The organism is Streptomyces sp. NPDC002809 (assembly GCF_040295435.1).
GTDB lineage: Bacteria > Actinomycetota > Actinomycetes > Streptomycetales > Streptomycetaceae > Streptomyces.
In genome coordinates this window covers 131,003-152,776 of record NZ_JBEOVJ010000009.1, presented here as the reverse complement: position 1 = coordinate 152,776, position 21,774 = coordinate 131,003, and the positions used below count along the sequence as shown (strand labels likewise).

14 protein-coding genes are annotated in these 21,774 nt (G+C 68.3%); 12 read left to right on the top strand and 2 right to left on the bottom strand.

The features are described from left to right. The first annotated feature begins 221 nt into the window (after window positions 1-221). A complete protein-coding gene (locus ABT025_RS08805) occupies window positions 222-1,319 on the top strand; it encodes a lytic polysaccharide monooxygenase auxiliary activity family 9 protein (protein ID WP_502971907.1) in 1,098 nt (365 codons plus the stop codon). Between the two features lie 84 nt (window positions 1,320-1,403). Here ABT025_RS08805 and ABT025_RS08800 read toward each other — a convergent pair whose 3' ends face one another. Next, complete coding sequence (locus tag ABT025_RS08800; RefSeq protein ID WP_350991422.1) at window positions 1,404-2,066, bottom strand: type 1 periplasmic-binding domain-containing protein; 663 nt, start codon at window positions 2,064-2,066, stop codon at window positions 1,404-1,406. Between the two features lie 213 nt (window positions 2,067-2,279). Here ABT025_RS08800 and ABT025_RS08795 point away from each other — a divergent pair, with 213 nt between their 5' ends. The 3 genes from ABT025_RS08795 (at window position 2,280) to ABT025_RS08785 (ending at window position 6,781) form a co-directional block, all read left to right on the top strand. Continuing rightward, window positions 2,280-3,500 carry a HupE/UreJ family protein gene (locus ABT025_RS08795; protein ID WP_350991420.1) on the top strand — a complete coding sequence of 407 codons (1,221 nt, stop codon included), beginning with the start codon at window positions 2,280-2,282 and terminating at the stop codon, window positions 3,498-3,500. Between the two features lie 138 nt (window positions 3,501-3,638). Continuing rightward, a complete protein-coding gene (locus tag ABT025_RS08790) occupies window positions 3,639-5,630 on the top strand; it encodes a purple acid phosphatase family protein (RefSeq protein ID WP_350991418.1) in 1,992 nt (663 codons plus the stop codon). Between the two features lie 74 nt (window positions 5,631-5,704). Continuing rightward, window positions 5,705-6,781: a WxL protein peptidoglycan domain-containing protein gene (locus ABT025_RS08785; protein WP_350991416.1), complete on the top strand. Its 1,077-nt coding sequence runs from the start codon at window positions 5,705-5,707 to the stop codon at window positions 6,779-6,781. A gap of 127 nt (window positions 6,782-6,908) precedes the next feature. On the opposite strand, the gene ABT025_RS08780 is transcribed toward ABT025_RS08785, so the two are convergent. Further along, window positions 6,909-10,751 (bottom strand): GH92 family glycosyl hydrolase, encoded by a 3,843-nt coding sequence (locus ABT025_RS08780; protein ID WP_350991414.1) that lies wholly within the window; start codon window positions 10,749-10,751, stop codon window positions 6,909-6,911. A 499-nt stretch (window positions 10,752-11,250) separates the two neighbouring features. On the opposite strand from ABT025_RS08780, the gene ngcE reads away from it, so the two are divergent. The 8 genes from ngcE to dxs all read left to right on the top strand — a co-directional run bounded on the left by ngcE (window position 11,251) and on the right by dxs (window position 21,708). Continuing rightward, window positions 11,251-12,693: an N-acetylglucosamine/diacetylchitobiose ABC transporter substrate-binding protein gene (gene ngcE / locus ABT025_RS08775; RefSeq protein ID WP_350991412.1), complete on the top strand. Its 1,443-nt coding sequence runs from the start codon at window positions 11,251-11,253 to the stop codon at window positions 12,691-12,693. Window positions 12,694-12,746: 53 nt separating this feature from the next. Further along, complete coding sequence (locus ABT025_RS08770) at window positions 12,747-13,670, top strand: carbohydrate ABC transporter permease (RefSeq protein ID WP_350991410.1); 924 nt, start codon at window positions 12,747-12,749, stop codon at window positions 13,668-13,670. Window positions 13,671-13,761: 91 nt separating this feature from the next. Continuing rightward, the gene (locus ABT025_RS08765; RefSeq protein ID WP_350991408.1) at window positions 13,762-14,679 is read left to right on the top strand and encodes a carbohydrate ABC transporter permease; all 918 of its coding nucleotides are present in this window, start codon (window positions 13,762-13,764) and stop codon (window positions 14,677-14,679) included. Between the two features lie 216 nt (window positions 14,680-14,895). Continuing rightward, a complete protein-coding gene (locus ABT025_RS08760) occupies window positions 14,896-16,095 on the top strand; it encodes an ROK family transcriptional regulator (protein ID WP_350991406.1) in 1,200 nt (399 codons plus the stop codon). A gap of 123 nt (window positions 16,096-16,218) precedes the next feature. Further along, window positions 16,219-17,286 (top strand): sugar ABC transporter substrate-binding protein, encoded by a 1,068-nt coding sequence (locus tag ABT025_RS08755; protein ID WP_502971906.1) that lies wholly within the window; start codon window positions 16,219-16,221, stop codon window positions 17,284-17,286. Between the two features lie 231 nt (window positions 17,287-17,517). Next, a complete protein-coding gene (locus tag ABT025_RS08750) occupies window positions 17,518-18,306 on the top strand; it encodes an ATP-binding cassette domain-containing protein (RefSeq protein ID WP_078622658.1) in 789 nt (262 codons plus the stop codon). Then, entirely contained in the window at window positions 18,303-19,604 is a 1,302-nt protein-coding gene (locus tag ABT025_RS08745) for a sugar ABC transporter permease (RefSeq protein ID WP_350991403.1), read from the top strand. Before ABT025_RS08750 ends, ABT025_RS08745 begins: the two co-directional genes overlap by 4 nt. Before the next feature lie 175 nt (window positions 19,605-19,779). Continuing rightward, on the top strand, window positions 19,780-21,708 hold the full coding sequence (dxs, locus tag ABT025_RS08740; RefSeq protein ID WP_350991401.1) for a 1-deoxy-D-xylulose-5-phosphate synthase: 1,929 nt from the start codon (window positions 19,780-19,782) through the stop codon (window positions 21,706-21,708). Window positions 21,709-21,774: the final 66 nt, after the last annotated feature.

Sequence of the window (21,774 nt, the reverse complement as noted above, 5' to 3'; positions counted from 1 at the left end):
CGACAGTCCGGCCCGTGGCGCCTTCGAACGGCCCGGACCAACCCTCACGGGTGACCGAGGGAAAACGGAACGGAAGCGTTTACAGTCCCGCACCGGAGCGCTAGCCTCCCCGAGCAGTGGGAGCGCTCCCAAGCGCGACACGGCACCACGCCGCACAGCACGACCCGAACGTTGTTCCGCCAATCCCCCCGGACGACAGCAGCGAAGGGACGTACCTCGTGATCCACCGATCGAGCCGCCGATTACTGATCGGAGGCCGGCTCCTGGCCGGTACCCGCAGCAGAGCCCTGCTCCTCACTCTGCTCGCCCTGCTCACCGCCATCCCCGCCCTCGGGCTGGTCCTCGTCACCTCCGGTGGCCGGGCCGAGGCCCACGGCACGCCGATGAAGCCCGCCAGTCGTACCTTCCTGTGCTGGCAGGACGGGCTCACCGACACCGGAGAGATCAAGCCGGTCAACCCCGCCTGCCGGGCCGCCGCACAGCAGAGCGGGACCACCCCGTTCTACAACTGGTTCTCCGTGCTCCGCTCGGACGGGGCCGGCCGCACCCGTGGCTTCGTGCCCGACGGTGAGCTGTGCAGTGGCGGGAACCCCAACTTCACCGGGTTCAACACCCCGAGCGCCGACTGGCCGTTGACCCATCTGACCTCGGGTGCGACCGTCGACTTCACCTACAACGCCTGGGCCGCCCACCCCGGTTCGTTCTACGTCTACATCACGAAGGACGGCTACGACCCGACGCAGCCGCTCACCTGGGACGACATGGAGGAGGCCCCCTTCCTCACCGTCGACCACCCGCCGCTGAACGGGACTCCGGGGACGGTGGAGGCCAACTACGCCTGGTCCGGAGCACTTCCGTCCGGCAAGGACGGCCGCAACATCATCTACATGGTGTGGCAGCGCTCCGACAGCCAGGAGACGTTCTACTCCTGCTCCGACGTCGTCTTCGACGGGGGCAACGGTGAGGTGACCGGGGTCAAGGACGGCTCCACCACCACCCCGACCGAACCGCCGCCCGGTCTGTGCTCGGCGGTGCTGAGGACCACCAACAGCTGGAGCGGCGGCTACCAGTCCGAGGTGACCGTCACCAACACCGGCGACGTGCCGATGCTCGGCTGGATGGTCGGCTGGACCCAGCCGGACGGACAGAGTGTGGCCAGTCTGTGGAGCGGGGCGATGACCGTCCAGGGACAGGAGGTCATGGTCCACAACGTGGACTGGAACGGATCGCTCGATCCGGGAGAGTCCGCGACCTTCGGGTACGTCTCCTCGGGTGGCGACCCCGATCCCGCCACCGAGCTCGACTGCACCGTGGGGTGAGAACGCGGACGGCCGGTACCCCCGCGAGGAGGCACCGGCCGTCCGCGCACGTCCGCGGTCAGGAGATCGGCTCCACCCCGGAACTCAGTCCAGCCACACCACGATCCCGGTGTGCCCCGTCAGTACCGCCGCGGCCCCCGCCCGGATCGCGGCCGCGCAACGGGCGTCGGTGAACGAGGCGGGGTCGTACGTCGAGGACATGCCGAGCCCCTCCCCGCGGAACGAGGCGCCCGACCAGTCGACCGCGGTCACGTTCTCGGTGGGCTCGGCGAGTTCCGCCCCCACGATCAGGAACTTCTGGGCGAGATGGCTCGGGGTGACCGTCGTCAGGGGGTCGATGAGGTCGTTGCCCGCGCTGACGACGATGTCCGGGTGCAGGTCCAGCGCCCGGGTGACGGCCGGCAGGAGGTCGGCGGCGTCGGACGCGGTCACGGTCCGCAGATCCACGTCCGTGTCATCCGCCCACGCCTTCACCGCTTTCGCCAGGGCCTTCGCCGGACGGTCGCTGCCCGCGCCGAGCAGGACGACACGGGTGCCGGGCGAGGGCCGCACCCCGGACCACGAACCCGGGCTCGGGGTGACCGTCGACTCCGGTGCGGGTGATCCGTCCCGACCGGTGAATCCCACCTCCAGCGCGCCGGCCGCGGAGGGGGTGGGGCGCCGCTGTGACCAGTCGTCAACCGAGGCGCATCCGGTGAGCAGGACGGCGGCCGTCACCAGGACGGCGGCCAGGGGTGGGCGGTGCAAGACGATCGTCCTCCGGGAGGGGCGCGGCGGCTGCCCTGCGGGGAGCGGGACGGGGCCGGTGCGGAGCGGCTTTTCCACATCCTGCTCATCCGTTCCACACGATCTCCATCGATCCGACCGCTTTCGAACGTTTGTTTACTCACGGTTCGCTGACCGGTCGTCGGCGGTTCATCCGCGACCAGCACGGTGCACGAGCAACCCCCAAGGAGACCCATGCCGCACCGTGTCCGCCGCCCGCTGCTCGTCCTCGCCGCGGCGGTCTTCCTCTTTCTCGGCCTCGTCAGGCCCGCCGCCGCCCATGGCTTCACCTCCGTCGTGTACGCGCACGTCACCACCGACAGTGACAGCCCTGACGGCCCGATCCGGACCGAACTGAAGCTGGAGTACGACCTGCTCGTCGTCTCGGCCGCCGACGCCGGTTCCGACGACGCCCTTTTCCGTGCCGGCACCGACGCGTTCGAGGGCGGGGACGCCCCTGCCCGGGCCGCGGCCCTCGACTCCCACCGCGAGACCGTCGTCGGCTACGTCACCCGGCGCCTCTCGGTCACCACGGGTGGCACCGCCTGCGAGCCCGCTCCCGTCGGCGGATTCCGCATGGGCGCCGAGGATGGCGTGCCCTACGCGCTGCTCGCGCTCGACTGGACCTGCGCCGGACACGCCACCGGCGACCACGAGATTCGCAGCGGCCTCTTCCCGGACCGGGAGGGCTACGTCAAGGGCACCAAGACGATCGCCACCTATGCCGTCGACGGCCGTACCGGCAGCGCCGCCCTCGACAGCGGACACCCGGCCTTCTCCATCGGCCAGTCCTGGCCGGAGCGCTTCTGGGAGTTCTTCCGCCTCGGCGCCGAGCACCTGCTGACGGGCACCGACCACATCCTGTTCCTGCTCGCCCTCATCGCCGGATCCCGGCGGCCCCGCGAAGTGGTCCTCGCCGCCACCGCGTTCACCCTCGCCCACTCGGTGACGTTCCTGCTGGCCGCCCTGGGGCTGGTCTCCGTCCCCGCGGACCTGGTGGAGCCCGTCATCGCGCTGTCCATCGCCGTGGTCGCGGGCTGGCACCTGTGGCGCTTGAGGGAGGACGGTGCCCACGCCCCGGACCTCCGGGGGCCCGGCGGGAGCCGCTTCGCCCTGGACCGTGCCGGGTGGACCCGTCTCGGTGTCGTGTTCTGCTTCGGCCTCGTGCACGGCCTCGGCTTCGCCGGCGCACTCGGCATCGAGGCCGCGTGGTCATGGACTCTGCTGTGGTCCCTGCTGGTGTTCAACATAGGCATCGAGGCCGTCCAACTCGCCTTCATCGCCGCACTGTTCCCGCTGCTTCTGCTGCTCGGGCGCCGCTCGCCGCGGGCCGCCCGGTGGGTCACCGGAGCCCTGTCGGCGGGAGTGGCCGCCATGGGGCTCGTCTGGTTCGTCCAGCGCGTGACCGGAGCGTAGAAACCCCAGGTCAGCGGTGATGTTCAGGCTCCGCCCGGATCGCATTCGCGCGCCGTTCACCCGGTGCCGAGAGCTTGGTGTCCTCCTTCGTGTGTGCACTTCTTGCTCACCGTTTGAACACAAAAGAATCGATACTTCATGAGAACGCACCACCAGCGGACCGGAAGGCCCGTGCGGCACCGCGTGGCCACCGGCGCCACTGCTGCCTTCCTCGGTCTGGCCGTGGCCCTCGCGGGCGGGCAGGGCTCTCCCGCCGCCGCGGCCGAATCCGCCACCGCGGCCGAGTCCTCCACCGCCTCCGGCATCGTCCTGGGGGTCGGCGCCGACGAGACCCAGCGCACCGTCAGCTGGTACACCTCAGCCGACACCGCCCAGAAGGTCCAGCTCGCCCCCACCGCGCAGCTCACCGGCGGCCAGTTCCCCGCCGACTCGATCAACTTCGATGCGCTGGGCGCCAAGAACATCGCCACCAGCGGTGGTTACCACCGCAGCGCCACCCTCACCGGCCTCAAGGAGAACACCGCTTACTCCTACCGCGTCGGCACCGAGGGCAGCTGGTCCCAGGCGTACTCCTTCGCGACCCAGGACTTCGAGGGCGAGTACGACTTCCTGTTCCTCGGCGACCCGCAGATCGGCTCCTCCGGAGACCTGGCGCAGGACCAGGCCGGCTGGCAGGACACCCTGGACGTGGCCACCAAGGCCAACCCGAAGGCCGAGATCCTGGTCTCCGGCGGCGACCAGGTCGAGAGCGCCAACAACGAGTCCCAGTGGAACTCCTTCCTGGCGCCCGACCAGCTGCGCCAGTACCCGTTCGCCGCCACCATCGGCAACCACGACGTCGGCGGCAAGGCGTACGAGCAGCACTTCTCGACGCCGAACACGGACAACTCGGGTGCCCTGTACGCCAATGGCGACCCGGCGTCCAACACATCCGGCGGCGACTACTGGTACATCTACAAGGATGTGCTGTTCATCGACCTCAACAGCAACAGCTACGCCACCTCCCAGGGCGGCGGCGGCGACGAGGCGCACACCAAGTACGTCACCGACGTCATCAACGAGCACGGCTCCGAGGCCAAGTGGAAGGTGCTCGTCTACCACCACTCGATCTACTCGCCGGCCTCGCACGCCAAGGACAAGGACAACAAGGCCCGCCGGGTCGACTTCCCGACGACCTTCTCCGAGCTGGGCGTCGACATGGTCCTGCAGGGCCACGACCACAGCTACTCCCGCAGCTACCTCATCAAGAACGGCGAAAAGGCCGACGCCGATGAGCAGCCCGGCGCGGCCGACGTCTACCCCGGCCCCGGCGGCGTCCTCTACGTCACGGCCAACTCGGCCTCGGGCTCGAAGTACTACGACATCACCGCCCCCGACTCCAGCGGCACCAGCGGCGCGGGCAACGGCGCCGACCCGCTGAACCCGGACAGCTACTGGTACAACTCCGTCCAGAACCAGGAGCACGTCCGCAGCTACGTCAAGGTCCAGGTGCGGGACGAGAAGCTCGTCGTGGAGAACATCCGCAGCGGCAGCTGCGCTGCACCCAACTCCCAGGTCTCTGAGGGCGACTGGTGCAAGAACACCACAGCCGCCCAGCCGGTCGGCTCGGTCGTCGACAAGGTGAGCGTCCACCCGTACAACGGTGACGGCCAGTCCCTCCAGGTGAACGTGCCGAAGCCCGCTCCGGGCGAGTTCGGCTGGACCATCGACGGCTACAACGGCCTGGTGGACCTCGGTACGGCCAAGGAGGAGAACGGCGACCACTTCACCGCCTCCGGCAAGATCAACCCGATCCTCGTGTCGGACACCCGCCGCTCCCTCTCCCCGTGGGCGGTCTCGGCCGGAGTGAGCGAGTTCAAGGACGCCGAGAAGACGTTCGCGGGCTCCTACCTCGGCTGGTCCCCGTACCTCCTCGACCAGGGCGCCGGTGCCAAGGCCGGCGCGTCGGTCCCCTCCGGCTACGGCGGCACGGGTGACGGCCTGGCCCTCTCCCGGGGCCTCGGCTCCGCGCCCCAGGGCCACGCCCGCGGCACGGCCAAGCTGGGCGCCGACCTCGACCTGAAGATCCCGGACTCCGTCCAGAAGGGCGGCTACCGAGCCACCCTCACCATCACTGCGCTGAGCAGCTGACGCTCCCCGCTCCACCGGCGTGGCAGGCTCCGGTACGCCGCAGCCTGCCACGCCGCCGTTCCGAGAGAGACCCCATGCACGCAGTGGCACCACCTCGCCGCACCACCACCGCCGTCCTCGTCCGCACCGCCCTCCTCGTCCTCCTCGCGGCCCTGGTGTCCGGCACGTTCGCCCGCCCGGCACAGGCGGCCGAGGGCGACGTCACCTGGACGGTCAGGACGGCCGCGAACGACTACGGGGAGGACCGGTCGAGCTTCAGCTACGCCGTCAACCCCGGCGGCGAGGCCGAGGATGCCCTGGTCGTGGCCAACCACGGCACCGAACCATTGAGCCTCGCCGTCTACGCCGCCGACGGCTACACGACGGAGAAGGGGCAGCTCGACCTCCTCACCGAGGGGACGAAGTCCCGCTCCATCGGCTCCTGGGTCCGGGCCGGCCGCGAAACCGTCCGGATAGCCCCGGGCAAGAGCGCCGAGATCCCCTTCACCGTCAAGGTCCCGGGCAACGCGACCCCCGGCGACTACGTGGGCGGCATCCTGACGTCGCTCAAGCAGGCCGACGACACCGAAGGCATCGCGGTCGACCGCCGCCTCGGCATCCGGATCAAGCTGCGCGTCAGCGGCGCCCTGCGGCCCGGACTCTCCGTCGAGGACCTGCACGTCGACTACCGGGGCTCCGCCGGCCCGTTCGCCCGGGGCGACGCCACGGTGACCTACAACCTCCACAACACCGGCAACGCGCTGCTCTCCGGCACCCACAAGGTCACCCTCACCGGCCCCTTCGGGACGCTGAGCACCGATGCCGGCGACATCCCCGCACCGCCGGAACTGCTGCCCGGCGAGCGCTGGAAGGTCACGGTCCCCGTCCACGCCGTCACTCCGGCCTTCCGGCTCACGGCCACCGTCGCCGTCACCCCGCTCATCACCGATGCCGCGGGCTCCACCACCGCCCTCGAACCCGTGCGGGCCACGGCCCGCGGCTGGGCCGTTCCCTGGACGCTCCTGCTGCTCCTGGTCCTCGTCCTGGGCGCGGCGGCGGCGGCGTTCGTGCTCGTCCGGCGGGGGCGCGCCCGGCGCGCACTGCACGAGGAGGAGCGGGTGCGTGTCGCGGTGGAACAAGCCCTGCGGGACAAGGCGGACCAGCACTCCTGAGGGCCGGTGCCGGGGCGGCGTGGGCATCGGGACCCGGTGAAGGGCTCGGCGCGGCCCGGCCGGCGCGCCCACGCGAACGGGCCGCCCGGTGTGCGGGCGGCCCGTCCTCATGCGTTCTGCGGGTGGCTCAGGAGATCAGCTCGATCTCCGCCAGCGTCGCCGCCTGCGTGCTCACGAGCCGGTAGTGCGCGTACGACCCCGGGGCGTTCACCGTGAAGGCCCTCGTCTGCTTGTCCCAGGCGAACGACTGGCCGGACCGCTTGTCGAGGTCCTTCCAGCTCGTGCCGTCCGACGAGCCCTGCAGCGTCCAGCCACTCGGCGCCTTCGCGGCGTCGCCCGACGTCAGCGTGTACTGCACCGCGTTCGTCGCCGACGGAACCGGGAGCTCCACCGTGGAGGCCGTGGCCGTGGTGGCCGAGGTGTTGTCGAACAGTGCGCCCTCGCCCTTCAGGAAGTCCTTCCTCGGCGACGGCACCTTGTCGTCCTTGGTGATCGAGACCGGGGCGGCGTCCTTGCCGGTACCCCAGGCCGACGGCTTGGAGCCCATGTCGAACTCCAGCACGCCGCCCTTGGCCAGCAGGTCGTGCGGCAGCGACGTGGAGGTCCACTTCTTGCCGTTCACCTTCAGGCTCTGGACGTAGATGTTCTTCGCGCTGTTCTTCGGCGCCCTGACGACCAGGTCGTGGCCGTTCTCCAGGTGCACCGTGGTCTTCGTGAACAGCGGGGAGCCGATCGCGTACTCGCCACTGCCCATGACCAGCGGGTAGAAGCCGAGGGAGGAGAAGAGGAACCAGGCCGACTGCTCGCCGTTGTCCTCGTCGCCGTGGTACCCCTGGCCGATCTCGCTGCCCGTGTACAGACGGCCGAGGACCTCGCGGACCTTCTCCTGCGTCTTGTACGGCTGCGAGGCCGCGTCGTACATGTACGTGACGTGGTGCGCGACCTGGTTGCTGTGACCGTACTGGCCCATCCGCACGTCACGGGCCTCCGTCATCTCGTGGATGACGCCGCCGTACGAGCCGACGAACTCCGGGCCCGCCGTCTCGGGGGTGGAGAAGTACGTGTCCAGCTTCTCGGCCAGACCGTCCCGGCCGCCGTACAGGTTGGCGAGGCCCTTGCTGTCCTGCGGGGCGGTGAAGGCGTAGCCCCAGCCGTTGGTCTCCGTGTAGTCGTAGCCCCAGACCCGCGGGTCGTACTGGCCGGACGGGAGCCGCCAGTCGCCCTTGGCGTCCTTGCCCTGGAAGAAACCCGCCTTGTCGTCGAACAGTTCGACGTAGTTGCGGGCCCGGTTCAGGAAGTACTCGGACTCGTCCTTGTAGTGCTGCTTGTGCGTCTTCTTGTAGAGGGCCTGGCCCATCTGTGCGATGCCGTAGTCGTTGAGGTAGCCCTCCAGCGACCAGGACAGGCCCTCGTGGGTGGAGGTGTCGGCGTACCCGGCGAACGGGGACGTCTCCATGCCCTTGCGGCCGACACCCGAGGACGGCGGGACGACCGTGGCGTTCTTCAGGGCCGCGTCGTACGCCGCCTCCGCGTCGAACTTCACGCCCTTGACGTACGCGTCCGCGAACGCGACGTCCGAGGAGGTGCCGGTCATCAGGTCCGAGTAGCCGGGGGAGGACCAGCGGGAGATCCAGCCGCCGTCCTTGTACTGCTGGACGAAGCCGTCGACCATCTCACCGGCCTTCTTCGGGGTGAGGAAGGAGTACGCCGGCCATGTGGTCCGGTAGGTGTCCCAGAACCCGTTGTTGACGTACACCTTGCCCTGGACGATCTTCGCGCCGGTGTGCGTCGGGGTGTCCGAGCCGACCTGCGGGGAGAACGGGGAGGCGTACGTGTCCTTGCCGTCGACCTGCTCGAAGCCCGAGTTCGGGTAGAGGTAGAGGCGGTACATGCTGGAGTACAGCGTGGTCAGCTGGTCGGCGGACGCGCCCTCGACCTCGATCTTGCCCAGCAGGTCGTCCCAGGCGTCCTGGGCCTTGTCCTCGACCCGGCCGAAGGAGCGCGAGGCGGGGATCTCGTCGGCCAGGTTCCGCTTCGCCTGGTCGATGCTGATCAGTGAGGTCGCGAGCCGCAGGCTGACGGTGTGGTCCTTGCCCGCGTCGAAGCGCAGGTAGCCCGTGACGTCACCGCCGCCGCCGGAGAGCTTGCCGCTGCCGGTGACGGGCGCGTCGAAGACGCCGTACACGAAGAGCCGGGTCGCGCCGGTCGAGCCGCCGCTCTTCACGTCGGAGAAGCCGGTGAAGGAGCTCGTCCCCGGGTCGAGGGTCAGACCGCCGTCGTTGGAGACGTTGTCGAAGACCATGCTCGCGTCGTCACCGGGGTAGGTGAACCGCATCCGCGCCGCGTGGTCGGTCGGCGTCATCTCGGCCTTGAGGCCGTTCTCGAACGTCACCCCGTAGTAGTGGGGCCTCGCCGTCTCGTTCTCGTGCCTGAACGGCAGCGCACGCGCCGTGCGTGAGGCGTCCGGGGTGCCGGAGGCCGCCGACGGCATCAGCTGGAAGGTCTGCCGGTCGCCCATCCAGGGGCTCGGCTCATGGCTGGCGCTGAAGGCCTGCAGGGTGGGCAGGTTGTCGTCGTTGTTGCCGCGTGCGTAGTCGTACAGCCAACTGGTCGATCCGGCGTTGGTGACCGGCGTCCAGAAGTTGAAGCCGTTGGGGACGGCGGTTGCGGGGAAGTTGTTGCCCCGGGAGAAGCCGCCGCTGGAGTTGGTGCCGCGGACGGTCGAGGCGTAGTCCGAAAGGTGCGCCTTGCGCTTCTCGGGCGCCTTCGGGGCGATCTTGACGTCGTCGATCCAGCCCTGGAACTTCGACGGGCCCTTGGGGGAGTCGTACGCGACCAGGATCCTGTCGACGGTCCTGCCGGCCGCGACCGCGCCGATCCGCGCGTCGACCTTGTTCCACTGGTTGACGTACAGACGCTTGGCGTCGGCCTGGCCCCCGGGGGTCAGCAGACCGCCGTTGGAGTCGGTGGCGCGCAGGTCGCTCAGGTATGTGCCGTCGGTGAACGCAAGGTCCACGGCGACGTGCGTGGCCGGGTAGGAGAGGTCCGTTTCGCCCATCTGGGGGTACACCAGGTAGGAAAGTTCGGTGTCCTCGGTGACGGCCGTGTTGACGTCGAAGATCTTGTTGTACGAGTACGCCCGGCCGTCAGCCTTGTGCGTGCCCGCGTACCGCAGCGCCTTCTTGCCGGTGAAGCCGGCGCCGGCCTTGGCGGTGGGGGAGCCGGACGGGCCGCGGTCGATCTGGCTGCGCATGTCGTCGGGGGCGGGGACGGAGGTGTTCCCGTCGGAGAACTGGACGTCGGCGAGCTGGGTCGCGTCGCCTGCGCCGTTGTTCTTCGTGATGTCCAGACGGAAGTGCTGGTAGGCCTTGTCCGCCGTGAAGTCGTACGACTTGGTCTGGAAGCGCTCGCTGAAGGTCTGGCCGGTCCGGGTGTCCAGGTCCGTCCAGTTCGTGCCGTCCTCGGAGCCCTGGAGTGTCCAGTCCTTCGGGTCCCGCTCGTCGTGGTCGTCGGCGGAAGTCAGCGCGTACGTCACGACCTTGACCGGCTCGACGAGATCGAACTCGGCCCACGCGGTGGACTCGAACGACAGCCACTTCGTACCGGATTCGCCGTCGACGAGGTTTTCCTTCACCTCGCCGCCGCCGGTGTTCTCGTCACTGGCGCGGACATCTGTGACCTTGTCGGTCACATTGCCCGGTATTCCGGCGGAGAAGCCGCCATCGATACCCGATGCCCGCTTCTTGCCGTCAGGGCCTTCATCGACGGTATTACGCCAGTCCGGCTGCTTTTCGTCCGCCTCGAAGGATGAGCTGAATGTCCGGTCGCCGGAGGGCTTTTGGCCCTTCGCGCCCGTGCCGGCCGATGTGGCCGCGGCTGCGGTGGGGGCTGTCACGAGCAGGACGAGTGAGGCCGCGATCAGCGCGGCCGTGCTGCTTTGTCTCTTGCGAGAACCATGTCGGGGCTGCATGCCGAGCCATTCCTCCCGAGGAAGTGCGCTTGGACAACGTTGTCAGAGGGGGGCGCAGGAACCAGTAGGGAGTGAAGTTGCGGTTGGTGTCAAGGGTGTTGGATCAGAGTCGGTGTTCGAATCGACCGGAATGCGGAAATCGTTACATCCGAAGGAGGCCGTGCGGTGCCGAGGTATCCGCGAGGTCTCAACTCGGGAAAGACTGCCGTCCAAACCTGCATTCGATCTTGCTCAGTTGGCGACAAGTGGACTATACCTGTCGGCGTCTGCACAGCTTCTTTCCAACTGTGCGGTCAGGGAGACACGGGGGCACGACAACAGGGCGCCGCAGGTGCGTCCGCTGTCAGGTCTCCTCGTGCCCCCCACTGCATTGATCCAGCCAGAAATCAGCACCACCCAAGCGCAACTGACCGCGGTGGCGGGGCCCTTCGCCTGAGGCGAATATCGACGGGCGACCGGTACACACCGCCTGAGTCCTGGAGAAGGCGAGGACTTGAGCATGGGATCCACCTCCGGCCACAAGAATGAGGGCCTTGGCCGTCGCGATGTGATCAAGCGTTCTGCCGCACTCGGTCTGATCACCATCCCGACGATGAGCTTCCTGTCTGCCTGCGCGAGCAGCGACGACGGCGGCGACAAGCAGGTCGAGAAGGGCAAGACCAGCGCGAAGAACCCGCTGGGCGTCAACGAGACGGCCGCGCTCGACGTGGTCATCTTCGACGGCGGCTTCGGCCAGCAGTACGCGATCGACGCCGAGAAGAAGTACACGACGGCCTTCCCGAAGGCCAAGGTCAAGCACTCCGCGACCCAGAAGATCCAGTCGCAGCTGCAGCCGCGCTTCAACGGTGGCACCCCGCCGGACCTGATCGACAACTCCGGTGCCGAGCAGATGGACATGGGTGTCCTCGTCGGCAAGAAGCAGCTGCTCGACCTGACGCCGCTGATGGACGCCCCGTCCATCGACGACCCGAGCAAGAAGGTCCGCGACACCCTGCGCCCGGGTGTCCTGGAGATGGGTCAGTTCGACGGCGACCCGGTCTGGATCATGTACTACGCGTACACCGTGTACGGCGTCTGGTACTCGCAGACCAACCTGGAGAAGCTCGACGCCGAGTATCCCGAGGACTGGGATGCCATGCTCGCCCTGTGTGCGAAGGCGAAGAAGAAGGGCGTCGCCGGCTGGACGTACCCGGGCAAGTACCCGTACTACCTGCCGTTCTCGCTCTACCCGTTCATCGCCAAGATCGGCGGCCGGGAGGTTCTCGACAAGATCGACAACCTGGAGCCGAACGCCTGGAAGGACCCCGCGGTCAAGGCGGCGTTCGAGGCGTACTACGAGCTGCAGCAGAAGGGGTACATCCTCAAGGGCACCCCGGGCCTGACCCACATCCAGTCGCAGACCGAGTGGACCAAGGGCAAGGCGCTCTTCATCCCGAACGGTTCGTGGGTGGAGAACGAGGCGGCGCCGACCACGCCCAAGGACTTCAAGATGATGGTCGCGGCCCCCTCCGGCCTCGACTCGTCGGACAAGATGCCGTTCGGCACCATCTGGGCGTCCGGCGGCGAGCCCTTCGTCGTCCCGGCCAAGGCGAAGAACCCGCAGGGCGGCATGGAGCAGCTGCGCATCATGCTCTCCGAGGAGTCCTCGAAGAACTTCACCAAGCAGGTCAAGTCCCTCAGTGCCTTCAACGGCGGCACCGACGGCCTGACCCTCTCCACGGCCATGCAGGCCGGTGTCGACGCGCTGAAGAAGGCCGGCGACAACGTGGTGAACCCGCGCCTGCAGGACTGGTACGTGAAGCTCCAGAAGGAGCAGATCGGCACCGCCGGCATCGGCGAGATGATGGCCGGGCGCCTGACGCCCGCCGAGGCCATCAAGAAGATCCAGGGCTACGCGGACGCCGCGGCCAAGGACCAGTCCATCAAGCACTACCAGCACTAGTGAGTAACCGTCACCAGCGGCGGCACCCGCGGAAAGATCGGGGTCGGTAAACGATGCAGCACGGCAAGTACCGGTTCATTGTGGGGTTCTTGGTAGCCCCACTGGCGTTGTATGCGGTCTTCGTCATCTGGCCGTTCATCCAGTCCATCTACTACTCGTTCACGGACTGGACCGGCCTGAGCCCGGACTTCAAGATGGTCGGCCTCGACAACTACACGAGGATGCTCAAGGACGACATTTTCTGGAAGTCGCTGCAGCACAGCGTGCTGCTCGTGCTGTTGCTGCCGTTGGTGACGCTGGGCCTCGCGCTCTTCTTCGCCTTCATGCTCAATGTCGGAGGCCGGCGGCGTAAGAACGCCGCGGTCTCCGGCGTGCGGGGCTCGGGTTTCTACAAGATCGCCTATTTCTTCCCGCAGGTGCTCTCGATCGTCATCGTCGCCCTGCTGTTCCAGTTCGCGTACAACCCGCGCAGTGGAATGCTGAATTCGGCGCTCAAGGGAGTCGGACTCGACTCCATCCAGCCGGACTGGCTGGGTGACCCGAACCTGGCGCTCATCTGCGTCATGGTGGTTCTGGTCTGGTCGACGGTCGGATTCTTCGTCGTCCTCTTCTCCGCCGGAATGGCGTCCATTCCGAAGGACTTCTACGAGGCGGCGCTCCTGGACGGGGCCAGCCGCGTCACGACGTTCTTCAGGATCACCCTGCCGCTGCTCTGGGACACGGTGCAGTCGGGGTGGGTCTACATGGGCATCCTGGCGCTCGGGGTCGAGGCGTTCACGGCCGTACAGGTCATGACCGTGGGCCCCGGTGGCCCCGACTACGCGACCTCGGTCCTGCCGCTGTACGTCTACCAGACGGCGTTCCGCGACGGTCAGGCCGGATACGCGACCACGATCGGTGTGGGGCTGCTCATCGTCACCATGGTGTTCGCCGCCATCGTGATGCGCCTGGGCCGGCGCGAGCGGCTGGAGTTCTGATGCTGTGCTTCCCGGGACACGTCGCCCGGATCCCCAGCAGGCAAGACAGCCCGGTCCCGGCGGCCGGCTCGACAGTACGAGGTGAGCACACGTGAAGGCCACTGAAACCCCTCCCGTGGTCACGGTGACGGAACCGGCCCCCGTGTCCAAGGCGCCCGCACCGGACGCCAAGGAGAAGAGCGGCGAGGGCAGGATCCTCAACGTCTTCTCCCACGGTGTGCTGATCATCTGGGCGATCCTGGTGGTCATGCCGCTGCTCTGGGCGATCATGACCTCGTTCAAGACCGACGACTCGATCCTGTCGACGCCCTGGGCGCTGCCGGACAAGCTCCACTTCGAGAACTGGTCCCGCGCCTGGGGCCAGGCGCACATGAGCGAATACTTCTTGAACACGGTCGTGGTGGTGGGCGGTTCGCTCATCGGCACGCTGCTGCTCGGGTCGATGGCGGCGTACGTACTGGCCCGGTTCGACTTCCCGGGCAACCGCTTCGTGTACTACCTGTTCATCGGCGGCATGAGCTTCCCGATCATCCTGGCGCTCGTCCCCCTGTTCTTCGTCATGAACAACATGGGGCTCCTGAACACGACGCACGGACTGATCCTGGTCTACATCGCCTACTCGCTCCCGTTCACCGTCTTCTTCCTCACCTCCTTCTTCCGGACGCTGCCGGGCTCGGTGGCGGAGGCGGCGATGCTCGACGGGGCCTCGCACACCCGGACGTTCTTCCAGGTGATGCTGCCCATGGCGAAGCCGGGTCTGATCAGCGTCGGCATCTTCAACTTCCTCGGGCAGTGGAACCAGTACATGCTGCCCACGGTGCTGAACAGCGACCCCGACCACCGGGTGCTCTCCCAGGGGCTGGTCGAACTGGCCAACAGCCAGGGCTACAAGGGCGACTGGTCCGGACTCTTCGCCGGCCTTGTCATGGCGATGCTCCCGGTCCTCGCGGCCTACATCGTCTTCCAGCGCCAGGTCGTGGCCGGTCTGACCGCGGGAGCGGTGAAGTAATAGCTCAAGCGCTTTCTCCACGGAACCACCGAACCGCCCGCCGGCAGCCCTGCCGGCGGGCGGTTCGTCTGTGTACGGGGGAGTTCGCGGAGCGTGCCGAGAGGGGGTTCGGTGCTCATCCGAGGCTTCGACTGCTCAAGGTCTTGACGGGGGGCGCCCCAAAACGCTCAGCTTAGGGTTCACATGTTGGAGAATATGGCAGGAGTGAGAGAGTCGATGGAGACTCCGGGGTCGCAGACATCTCTGCATCGCGCCAACCTTGAGCGGGTCGTGCGCGCCGTACGTATGGCGGGCTCGCTCACCCAGGCGGAGATCGCCAGGAGTACGGGCCTCTCCGCGGCCACCGTCTCCAATATCGTTCGCGAACTGAAGGAGGGCGGCACCGTCGAGGTGACCCCCACCTCGGCCGGCGGCCGCCGGGCCCGCAGCGTCTCGCTCAGCGGGGACGCGGGCATCGTCATCGGCGTCGATTTCGGACATACGCACCTGCGGGTGGCGGTCGGCAACCTGGCCCACCAGGTGCTCGCCGAGGAGTCCGAGCCGCTGGACGTGGATGCCTCGTCCGCCGAGGGCTTCGGGCGGGCGGAACAGCTGGTCAACCGGCTGATCGAGACCACCGGGATCAGCCCGGGCAAGGTCATCGGGGTGGGCCTCGGTGTTCCCGGCCCGATCGACGTCGAGTCCGGCACGCTGGGCTCCACGTCGATCCTGCCGGGCTGGACGGGCATCAACCCCAGTGACGAGCTCGCCGGACGCCTCGGCGTGCCGGTGTACGTCGACAACGACGCCAACCTCGGGGCCCTGGGCGAGCTGGTGTGGGGGAGCGGCCGCGGGGTCCGCGACCTCGCGTACATCAAGGTCGCGAGCGGTGTCGGCGCCGGTCTGGTGATCGACGGGCACATCTACCGGGGGCCGGGCGGCACGGCCGGCGAGATCGGCCACATCACCCTCGACGAATCGGGCCCTGTCTGCCGCTGCGGCAACCGCGGGTGCCTGGAGACCTTCACGGCCGCGCGGTACGTCCTGCCCCTGCTCCAGTCCAGCCACGGGCCCGATCTCACCATGGAGCGGGTGGTCCAGCTGGCCCGCGAGGGCGACCCGGGCTGCCGCCGGGTGATCGGCGACGTCGGGCGGCACATCGGCAGCGGGGTGGCCAACCTCTGCAATCTGCTCAACCCGAGCCGTGTGGTGCTCGGCGGTTCGCTCGCGGAGGCGGGCGAGCTGGTCCTCGGCCCCATCCGCGACTCCGTGTCGCGCTACGCCATCCCCAGCGCCGCACGACAGCTCTCGGTGCTCCCCGGCGCCCTCGGCGGACGGGCGGAGGTGCTGGGTGCGCTGGCCCTCGTCCTGAACGAGATGGGGGATTCAACCCTTTTGGAGAGCACCCTGCCTGCGGCGACGCCTGCCTTCACTTAGATAACGAATGGCACCGTTGTCATCTCGTTAAGAATTTACTCCTTGACGCCACGCCTGCGGCCGAGTTGACTCCAACCCACCTCGGCCGCAACGTTGCGGCCTCGTCAGGGAGGCAAACCCGCAATGAACGCAATGACGCGACGCATCGTCATAGGCACGGCCGCAGTTTCGATGGCCGTCTCCCTCGCCGCTTGTGGCAAGGCGGGCGACGACAAGAAGGACTCCGCGGACTCGGGCAGCAAGACGAAGATCGGTCTGCTCCTCCCGGAGAACAAGACCGCCCGCTACGAGACGCTGGACAAGCCGCTGTTCATCGAAGCGGTCAAGAAGGACTGCGCGGACTGCGAGGTTGTCTACAACAACGCGGCCGGTGACGTCGGCCAGCAGAAGCAGCAGTTCGAGCAGCAGATCGCCGACGGCATCAAGGTCATCGCGATCTCCTCGGTCGACTCCGAGAAGTCCGCCGGGTGGATCGACGCCGCACACAAGAAGGGCGTCAAGGTCGTCGCGTACGACCGCGCCATCGTCGGTGCCGACGCCTACGTCAGCCACGACAACGAGAAGATCGGCAAGCTCCAGGGCCAGGCGATCCTCGACGCCCTCGGCTCCAAGGCTGCCGACTCCAACCTCGTCATGATCAACGGTGACGAGAAGGACCCGAACGCCGGCCTGTTCAAGAAGGGCGCCCACGCCTCCCTCGACGGCAAGGTCAAGATCGCCTACGAGGCGTCCGGCGAGTGGGACCCGAAGATCGCCGGCGAGAAGATGACCGCCGCGATCTCCTCGGTCGGCAAGGGCAAGATCAACGCCGTCTACTCCGCCAACGACGGCATGGCGGGCGGCATCATCACGTCCCTGGACAACGCCGGCATCAAGGACATCCCGGTGGGTGGCCAGGACGCCGAGCTCCCCGGCATCCAGCGCCTCATCGCCGGTACGCAGACCTTCACGATCTACAAGTCGCCGAAGCAGCTCGCCCCGACGGCCGCCCAGTTCGCCGTCAACCTGCTCCAGGGCAAGGACATCGGCGCCGCGGGCAAGACGGACGGCGTTCCCTCCACGCTGCTCGAGCCGACCGTGGTGAACAAGGACAACATCGAGTCCACCGTGATCAAGGACGGCATCTACAAGGCCGCCGATGTCTGCGTCAAGGACATCGCCGCCAAGTGCACCGCACTGGGCATCAAGTAGTCCCTCCTCGCGCCAGGGCCAACAGGCCCTGGCGCGTGCGGGTTTGATCCGCCCCGCACGGCGGGGTCCGCCCGCCCCATGACTGTCCGGCCCCGGCCGGCCCACACCCCGCTGCCGGCCGGGTGCCGGACATTCTTCCCCCAGTACTTCCAGTACGTCGACGCTGCCGCTCGTGGCGCGGCGTCTCCGCCGGTCAGGCGGCACATCCCCGCCGGTCAGGCGGCGAAGGAGATGGTTCACGTGTCACAGACGCCCGTGCTGGCGTTGCGTGGAGTCTTCAAGCGATTCGGAGCGGTCCAGGTCCTCTCCGGTGTCGATCTCGAAGTCCACGCCGGAGAAGTGGTCGCCCTGGTCGGCGACAACGGTGCAGGAAAGTCCACGCTGGTCAAGACGATCGCCGGCGTGCACCCCATCGATGAGGGCGTCATCGAGTGGGAGGGCGCGAAGGTGGACATCAGCCGTCCGCACGACGCCCAGAACCTCGGCGTCGCCACCGTCTACCAGGACCTCGCGCTCTGCGACAACCTGGACGTCGTCGCCAACCTCTTCCTCGGTCGCGAGATCAAGAAGGGCGGCGTCCTCGACGAGGTCGCCATGGAGAAGCGGGCACAGGACCTCCTGTCCACGCTCTCCATCCGTATCCCCAGCGTCCGTATCCCGGTCGCCGCGCTCTCCGGCGGCCAGCGCCAGGTCGTGGCCATCGCCCGCGCCCTGGTCGGCAACCCCAAGATCGTGATCCTGGACGAGCCCACCGCGGCCCTCGGCGTCGAGCAGACCGCACAGGTCCTCGACCTGGTGGAGCGGCTGCGCGAGCAGAACCTCGGTGTCATCCTCATCAGCCACAACATGGCCGACGTGAAGGCTGTCGCCGACAAGGTCGCCGTGCTGCGACTCGGTCACAACAACGGCATCTTCCCCGTGGCGACGACCAGCCACGAAGAAATCATCGCCGCGATCACGGGCGCCACGGACAACGCCGTGACCCGCCGCAAGTCCCGCAGCGCGGAGGCATCCAAGTGAGCAAGAGCAGCAAGACTTCGGCCGCCGAGGTCCCGGCCCAGGCAAAGGCCACCGAGGCTCCCGCGGCAGCGGCCGGCGCCGTCAAGGTCGTCGACCCCCGCCTGCTCATCCGTGAGCAGGGCTTCAAGGGCTACTGGACCGAGTTCAAGCGCAAGGTGCGCTCGGGCGAGATCGGCTCGCTGCCCGTCGTGGTGGGCCTGATCATCATCGGGATCGTCTTCCAGCTCGAGACCGGCAACTTCCTCACCTCGTACAACCTCGACCAGATCACGCTGTACGCGGCGGGCCCCGGCATCATGGCCGTCGGCATCGTCTTCGTACTGCTGCTCGGCGAGATCGACCTCGCGGTCGGTTCCGTCGCGGGTCTCGCGGGTGCCGTCTGGGCCGTGGTCGGCACGGACCTGCCCGACGGCCTCGCCATCGTGGCCGGCATCCTGTCCGGCACGGTCATCGGTGCCTTCCACGGCATCGTCTTCGCCAAGATCGGCGTGCCCGCGTTCGTCGTGACGCTGGCGGGCTTCCTGGGCTGGGCCGGTCTGCAGACCTGGGTGATGGGCGACAAGTCCACCATCACCACCCCGCTCGGCAGCTTCGTCCGCGACCTGACCAGCTACTACTTCGCCGACGTCGCCGCCGCCTACGGTCTCGCCGTGGTCGTGATCATCGCCTTCTACCTCGCGCAGCTGCGCGACTCGCGCCGTCGCAGGGCCGCGGAGCTGCCGCACCGCCCGCAGAGCGAGATCATCCTGCGCACCGTGCTGCTCGCCGTCCTGAGCCTCCTCGCCGCGTACGCGTTCAACCAGGAGCAGGGCCTCCCGCTCTCCCTGGTGATCTTCCTCGCGATCCTGGTCATCACCGACTTCGTTCTGCGCCGCACCACCTACGGCCGTCAGATCTTCGCGGTCGGCGGTGGCATCGAGGCAGCGCGTCGTGCCGGTATCAACGTGTCCTGGATCCGCATCTCGGTGTTCATGATCTCCGGCACGCTCGGTGCGGTCGGCGGTCTCTTCCTGGCCTCCGCGACCGGCGGCGCCGACCGTTCGCTCGGTGGCGGCAACCAGCTCATGATGTGCATCGCCGCAGCCGTCATCGGCGGCACGTCCCTGTTCGGCGGACGCGGCAAGGTCTGGTCCGCGCTGCTGGGCATCCTGGTCATCCAGTCGATCGTCCAGGGCCTCAACCAGATGAACCTGTCGTCGAACGCGATCCAGTACATGATCACCGGTGGAGTACTCCTCATCGCCGTGATCATCGACTCGGTCTCGCGCAAGACCCAGAAGACCGCGGGCCGCGCCTGACCGCGGATCCGCAGGAGCGCCCGGCACCGCATCCAGGTGCCGGGCGCTCCTGCGCGCCCGCCCCCGGGTGACGCACAACGCACCGCCCGATGAACACGTTCGCGGCCGGAACATTAGACTCGACGAGATCCGGCAGAAGTTCGATCAGGCTAGAACGCAACGCAAGGAGGCACGGGTGGCGCTGCTGACCCGCATCACGGGACCGCGCGATCTGGACCGGCTCACACCGGAGCAGCTGGACCAGCTGGCCGAAGAGATCCGGACCTTCCTCGTCGACGCGGTCTCCAAGACCGGCGGACACCTCGGCCCCAACCTCGGCGTGGTCGAGCTGACCATCGCCCTGCACCGGGTCTTCGACTCGCCGAAGGACAAGGTCCTCTTCGACACCGGCCACCAGAGCTATGTGCACAAGCTCCTCACCGGCCGCCAGGACTTCTCGAAGCTCAAGAGCAAGGGCGGCCTCTCCGGCTACCCCTCGCGTGCCGAGTCCGAGCACGACGTCATCGAGAACTCGCACGCCTCCACCGTGCTCGGCTGGGCCGACGGCCTCGCCAAGGCCAACGAGGTGCTGGGCAAGGAGGACCACGTCGTCGCGGTCATCGGTGACGGCGCACTCACCGGCGGCATGGCCTGGGAGGCGCTGAACAACATCGCCGCCGCCAAGGACCGCCCCCTCGTCATCGTCGTCAACGACAACGAGCGCTCCTACGCCCCGACCATCGGCGGCCTCGCCAACCACCTGGCGACCCTGCGCACCACGGACGGCTACGAGCGCTTCCTGGCCCGCGGCAAGGACCTCCTGGAGCGCACCCCCGTCGTCGGGAAGCCGCTGTACGAGACGCTGCACGGCGCCAAGAAGGGCCTGAAGGACTTCATCGCCCCGCAGGGCATGTTCGAGGACCTCGGCCTGAAGTACGTCGGCCCGATCGACGGCCACGACATGGAGGCCCTGGAGTCCGCGCTCCAGCGTGCCAAGCGCTTCGGCGGACCCGTCATCGTGCACTGCCTCACCGAGAAGGGCCGCGGCTACACCCCGGCCCTGCTGGACGAGGCCGACCGTTTCCACGCCGTCGGCAAGATCCACCCCGACACCGGGCTGCCCGTCGCCACCTCGGGTCTCGACTGGACCTCCGTCTTCGGCGAGGAGATGGTCAAGCTCGGCAAGGAGCGCGAGGACATCGTCGCGATCACCGCGGCCATGCTCCAGCCGGTCGGTCTGACCAAGTTCGAGAAGGCCTTCCCGGACCGGATCTACGACGTCGGCATCGCCGAGCAGCACGGCGCGGTCTCCGCGGCGGGCCTCGCCACCGGCGGTCTGCACCCCGTCTTCGCGGTGTACGCCACCTTCCTCAACCGCGCCTTCGACCAGGTCCTGATGGACGTCGCCCTGCACAAGTGCGGTGTGACGTTCGTCCTCGACCGGGCCGGGGTCACCGGTACGGACGGCGCCTCGCACAACGGCATGTGGGACATGTCGATCCTGCAGTGCGTGCCGACGCTGCGGATCGCCGCCCCGCGCGACGCCGACCAGGTCCGCGCCCAGCTGCGCGAGGCCGTCGAGGTCGACGACGCCCCGACGGTCGTGCGCTTCTCCAAGGGCGCGGTCGGCCCGTCGGTCAAGGCCGTCGGCACGGTCGGCGGCATGGACGTGCTCCGTGAGCCGGCCGCGACCCGGCCGGACGTCCTGCTGGTCTCCATCGGGGCGCTCGCCCCGATGTGCCTGGAGATCGCGGACCTGCTCGACGCCCAGGGCATCTCGACCACCGTCGTCGACCCGCGCTGGGTCAAGCCCGTGGACGAGGCCATGGCCCCGCTCGCCGCGAAGCACCGGGTCGTCGTGACCGTCGAGGACAACAGCAGGGCCGGCGGTGTCGGCTCCGCCGTCGCCCAGGCGCTGCGCGACGCCGACGTCGACGTACCGCTGCGCGACTTCGGCATCCCGCCGGTCTTCCTCGACCACGCCTCCCGCAAGGAGGTCATGGCCGAGATCGGACTGACGGCGCCGGACATCGCCCGCCAGGTCACCGGTCTGGTCGCCAAGCTCGACGGCCGTTACGACGCGGACGCGGCGAGCACCTCGGTGGCGGAGCCGGTCCGCGACTGACGCGTACCACCGCACGGCCGATTGGGCCGGTCGCCCACCCTGTACGGGTGGTCCGACCGGCCCATT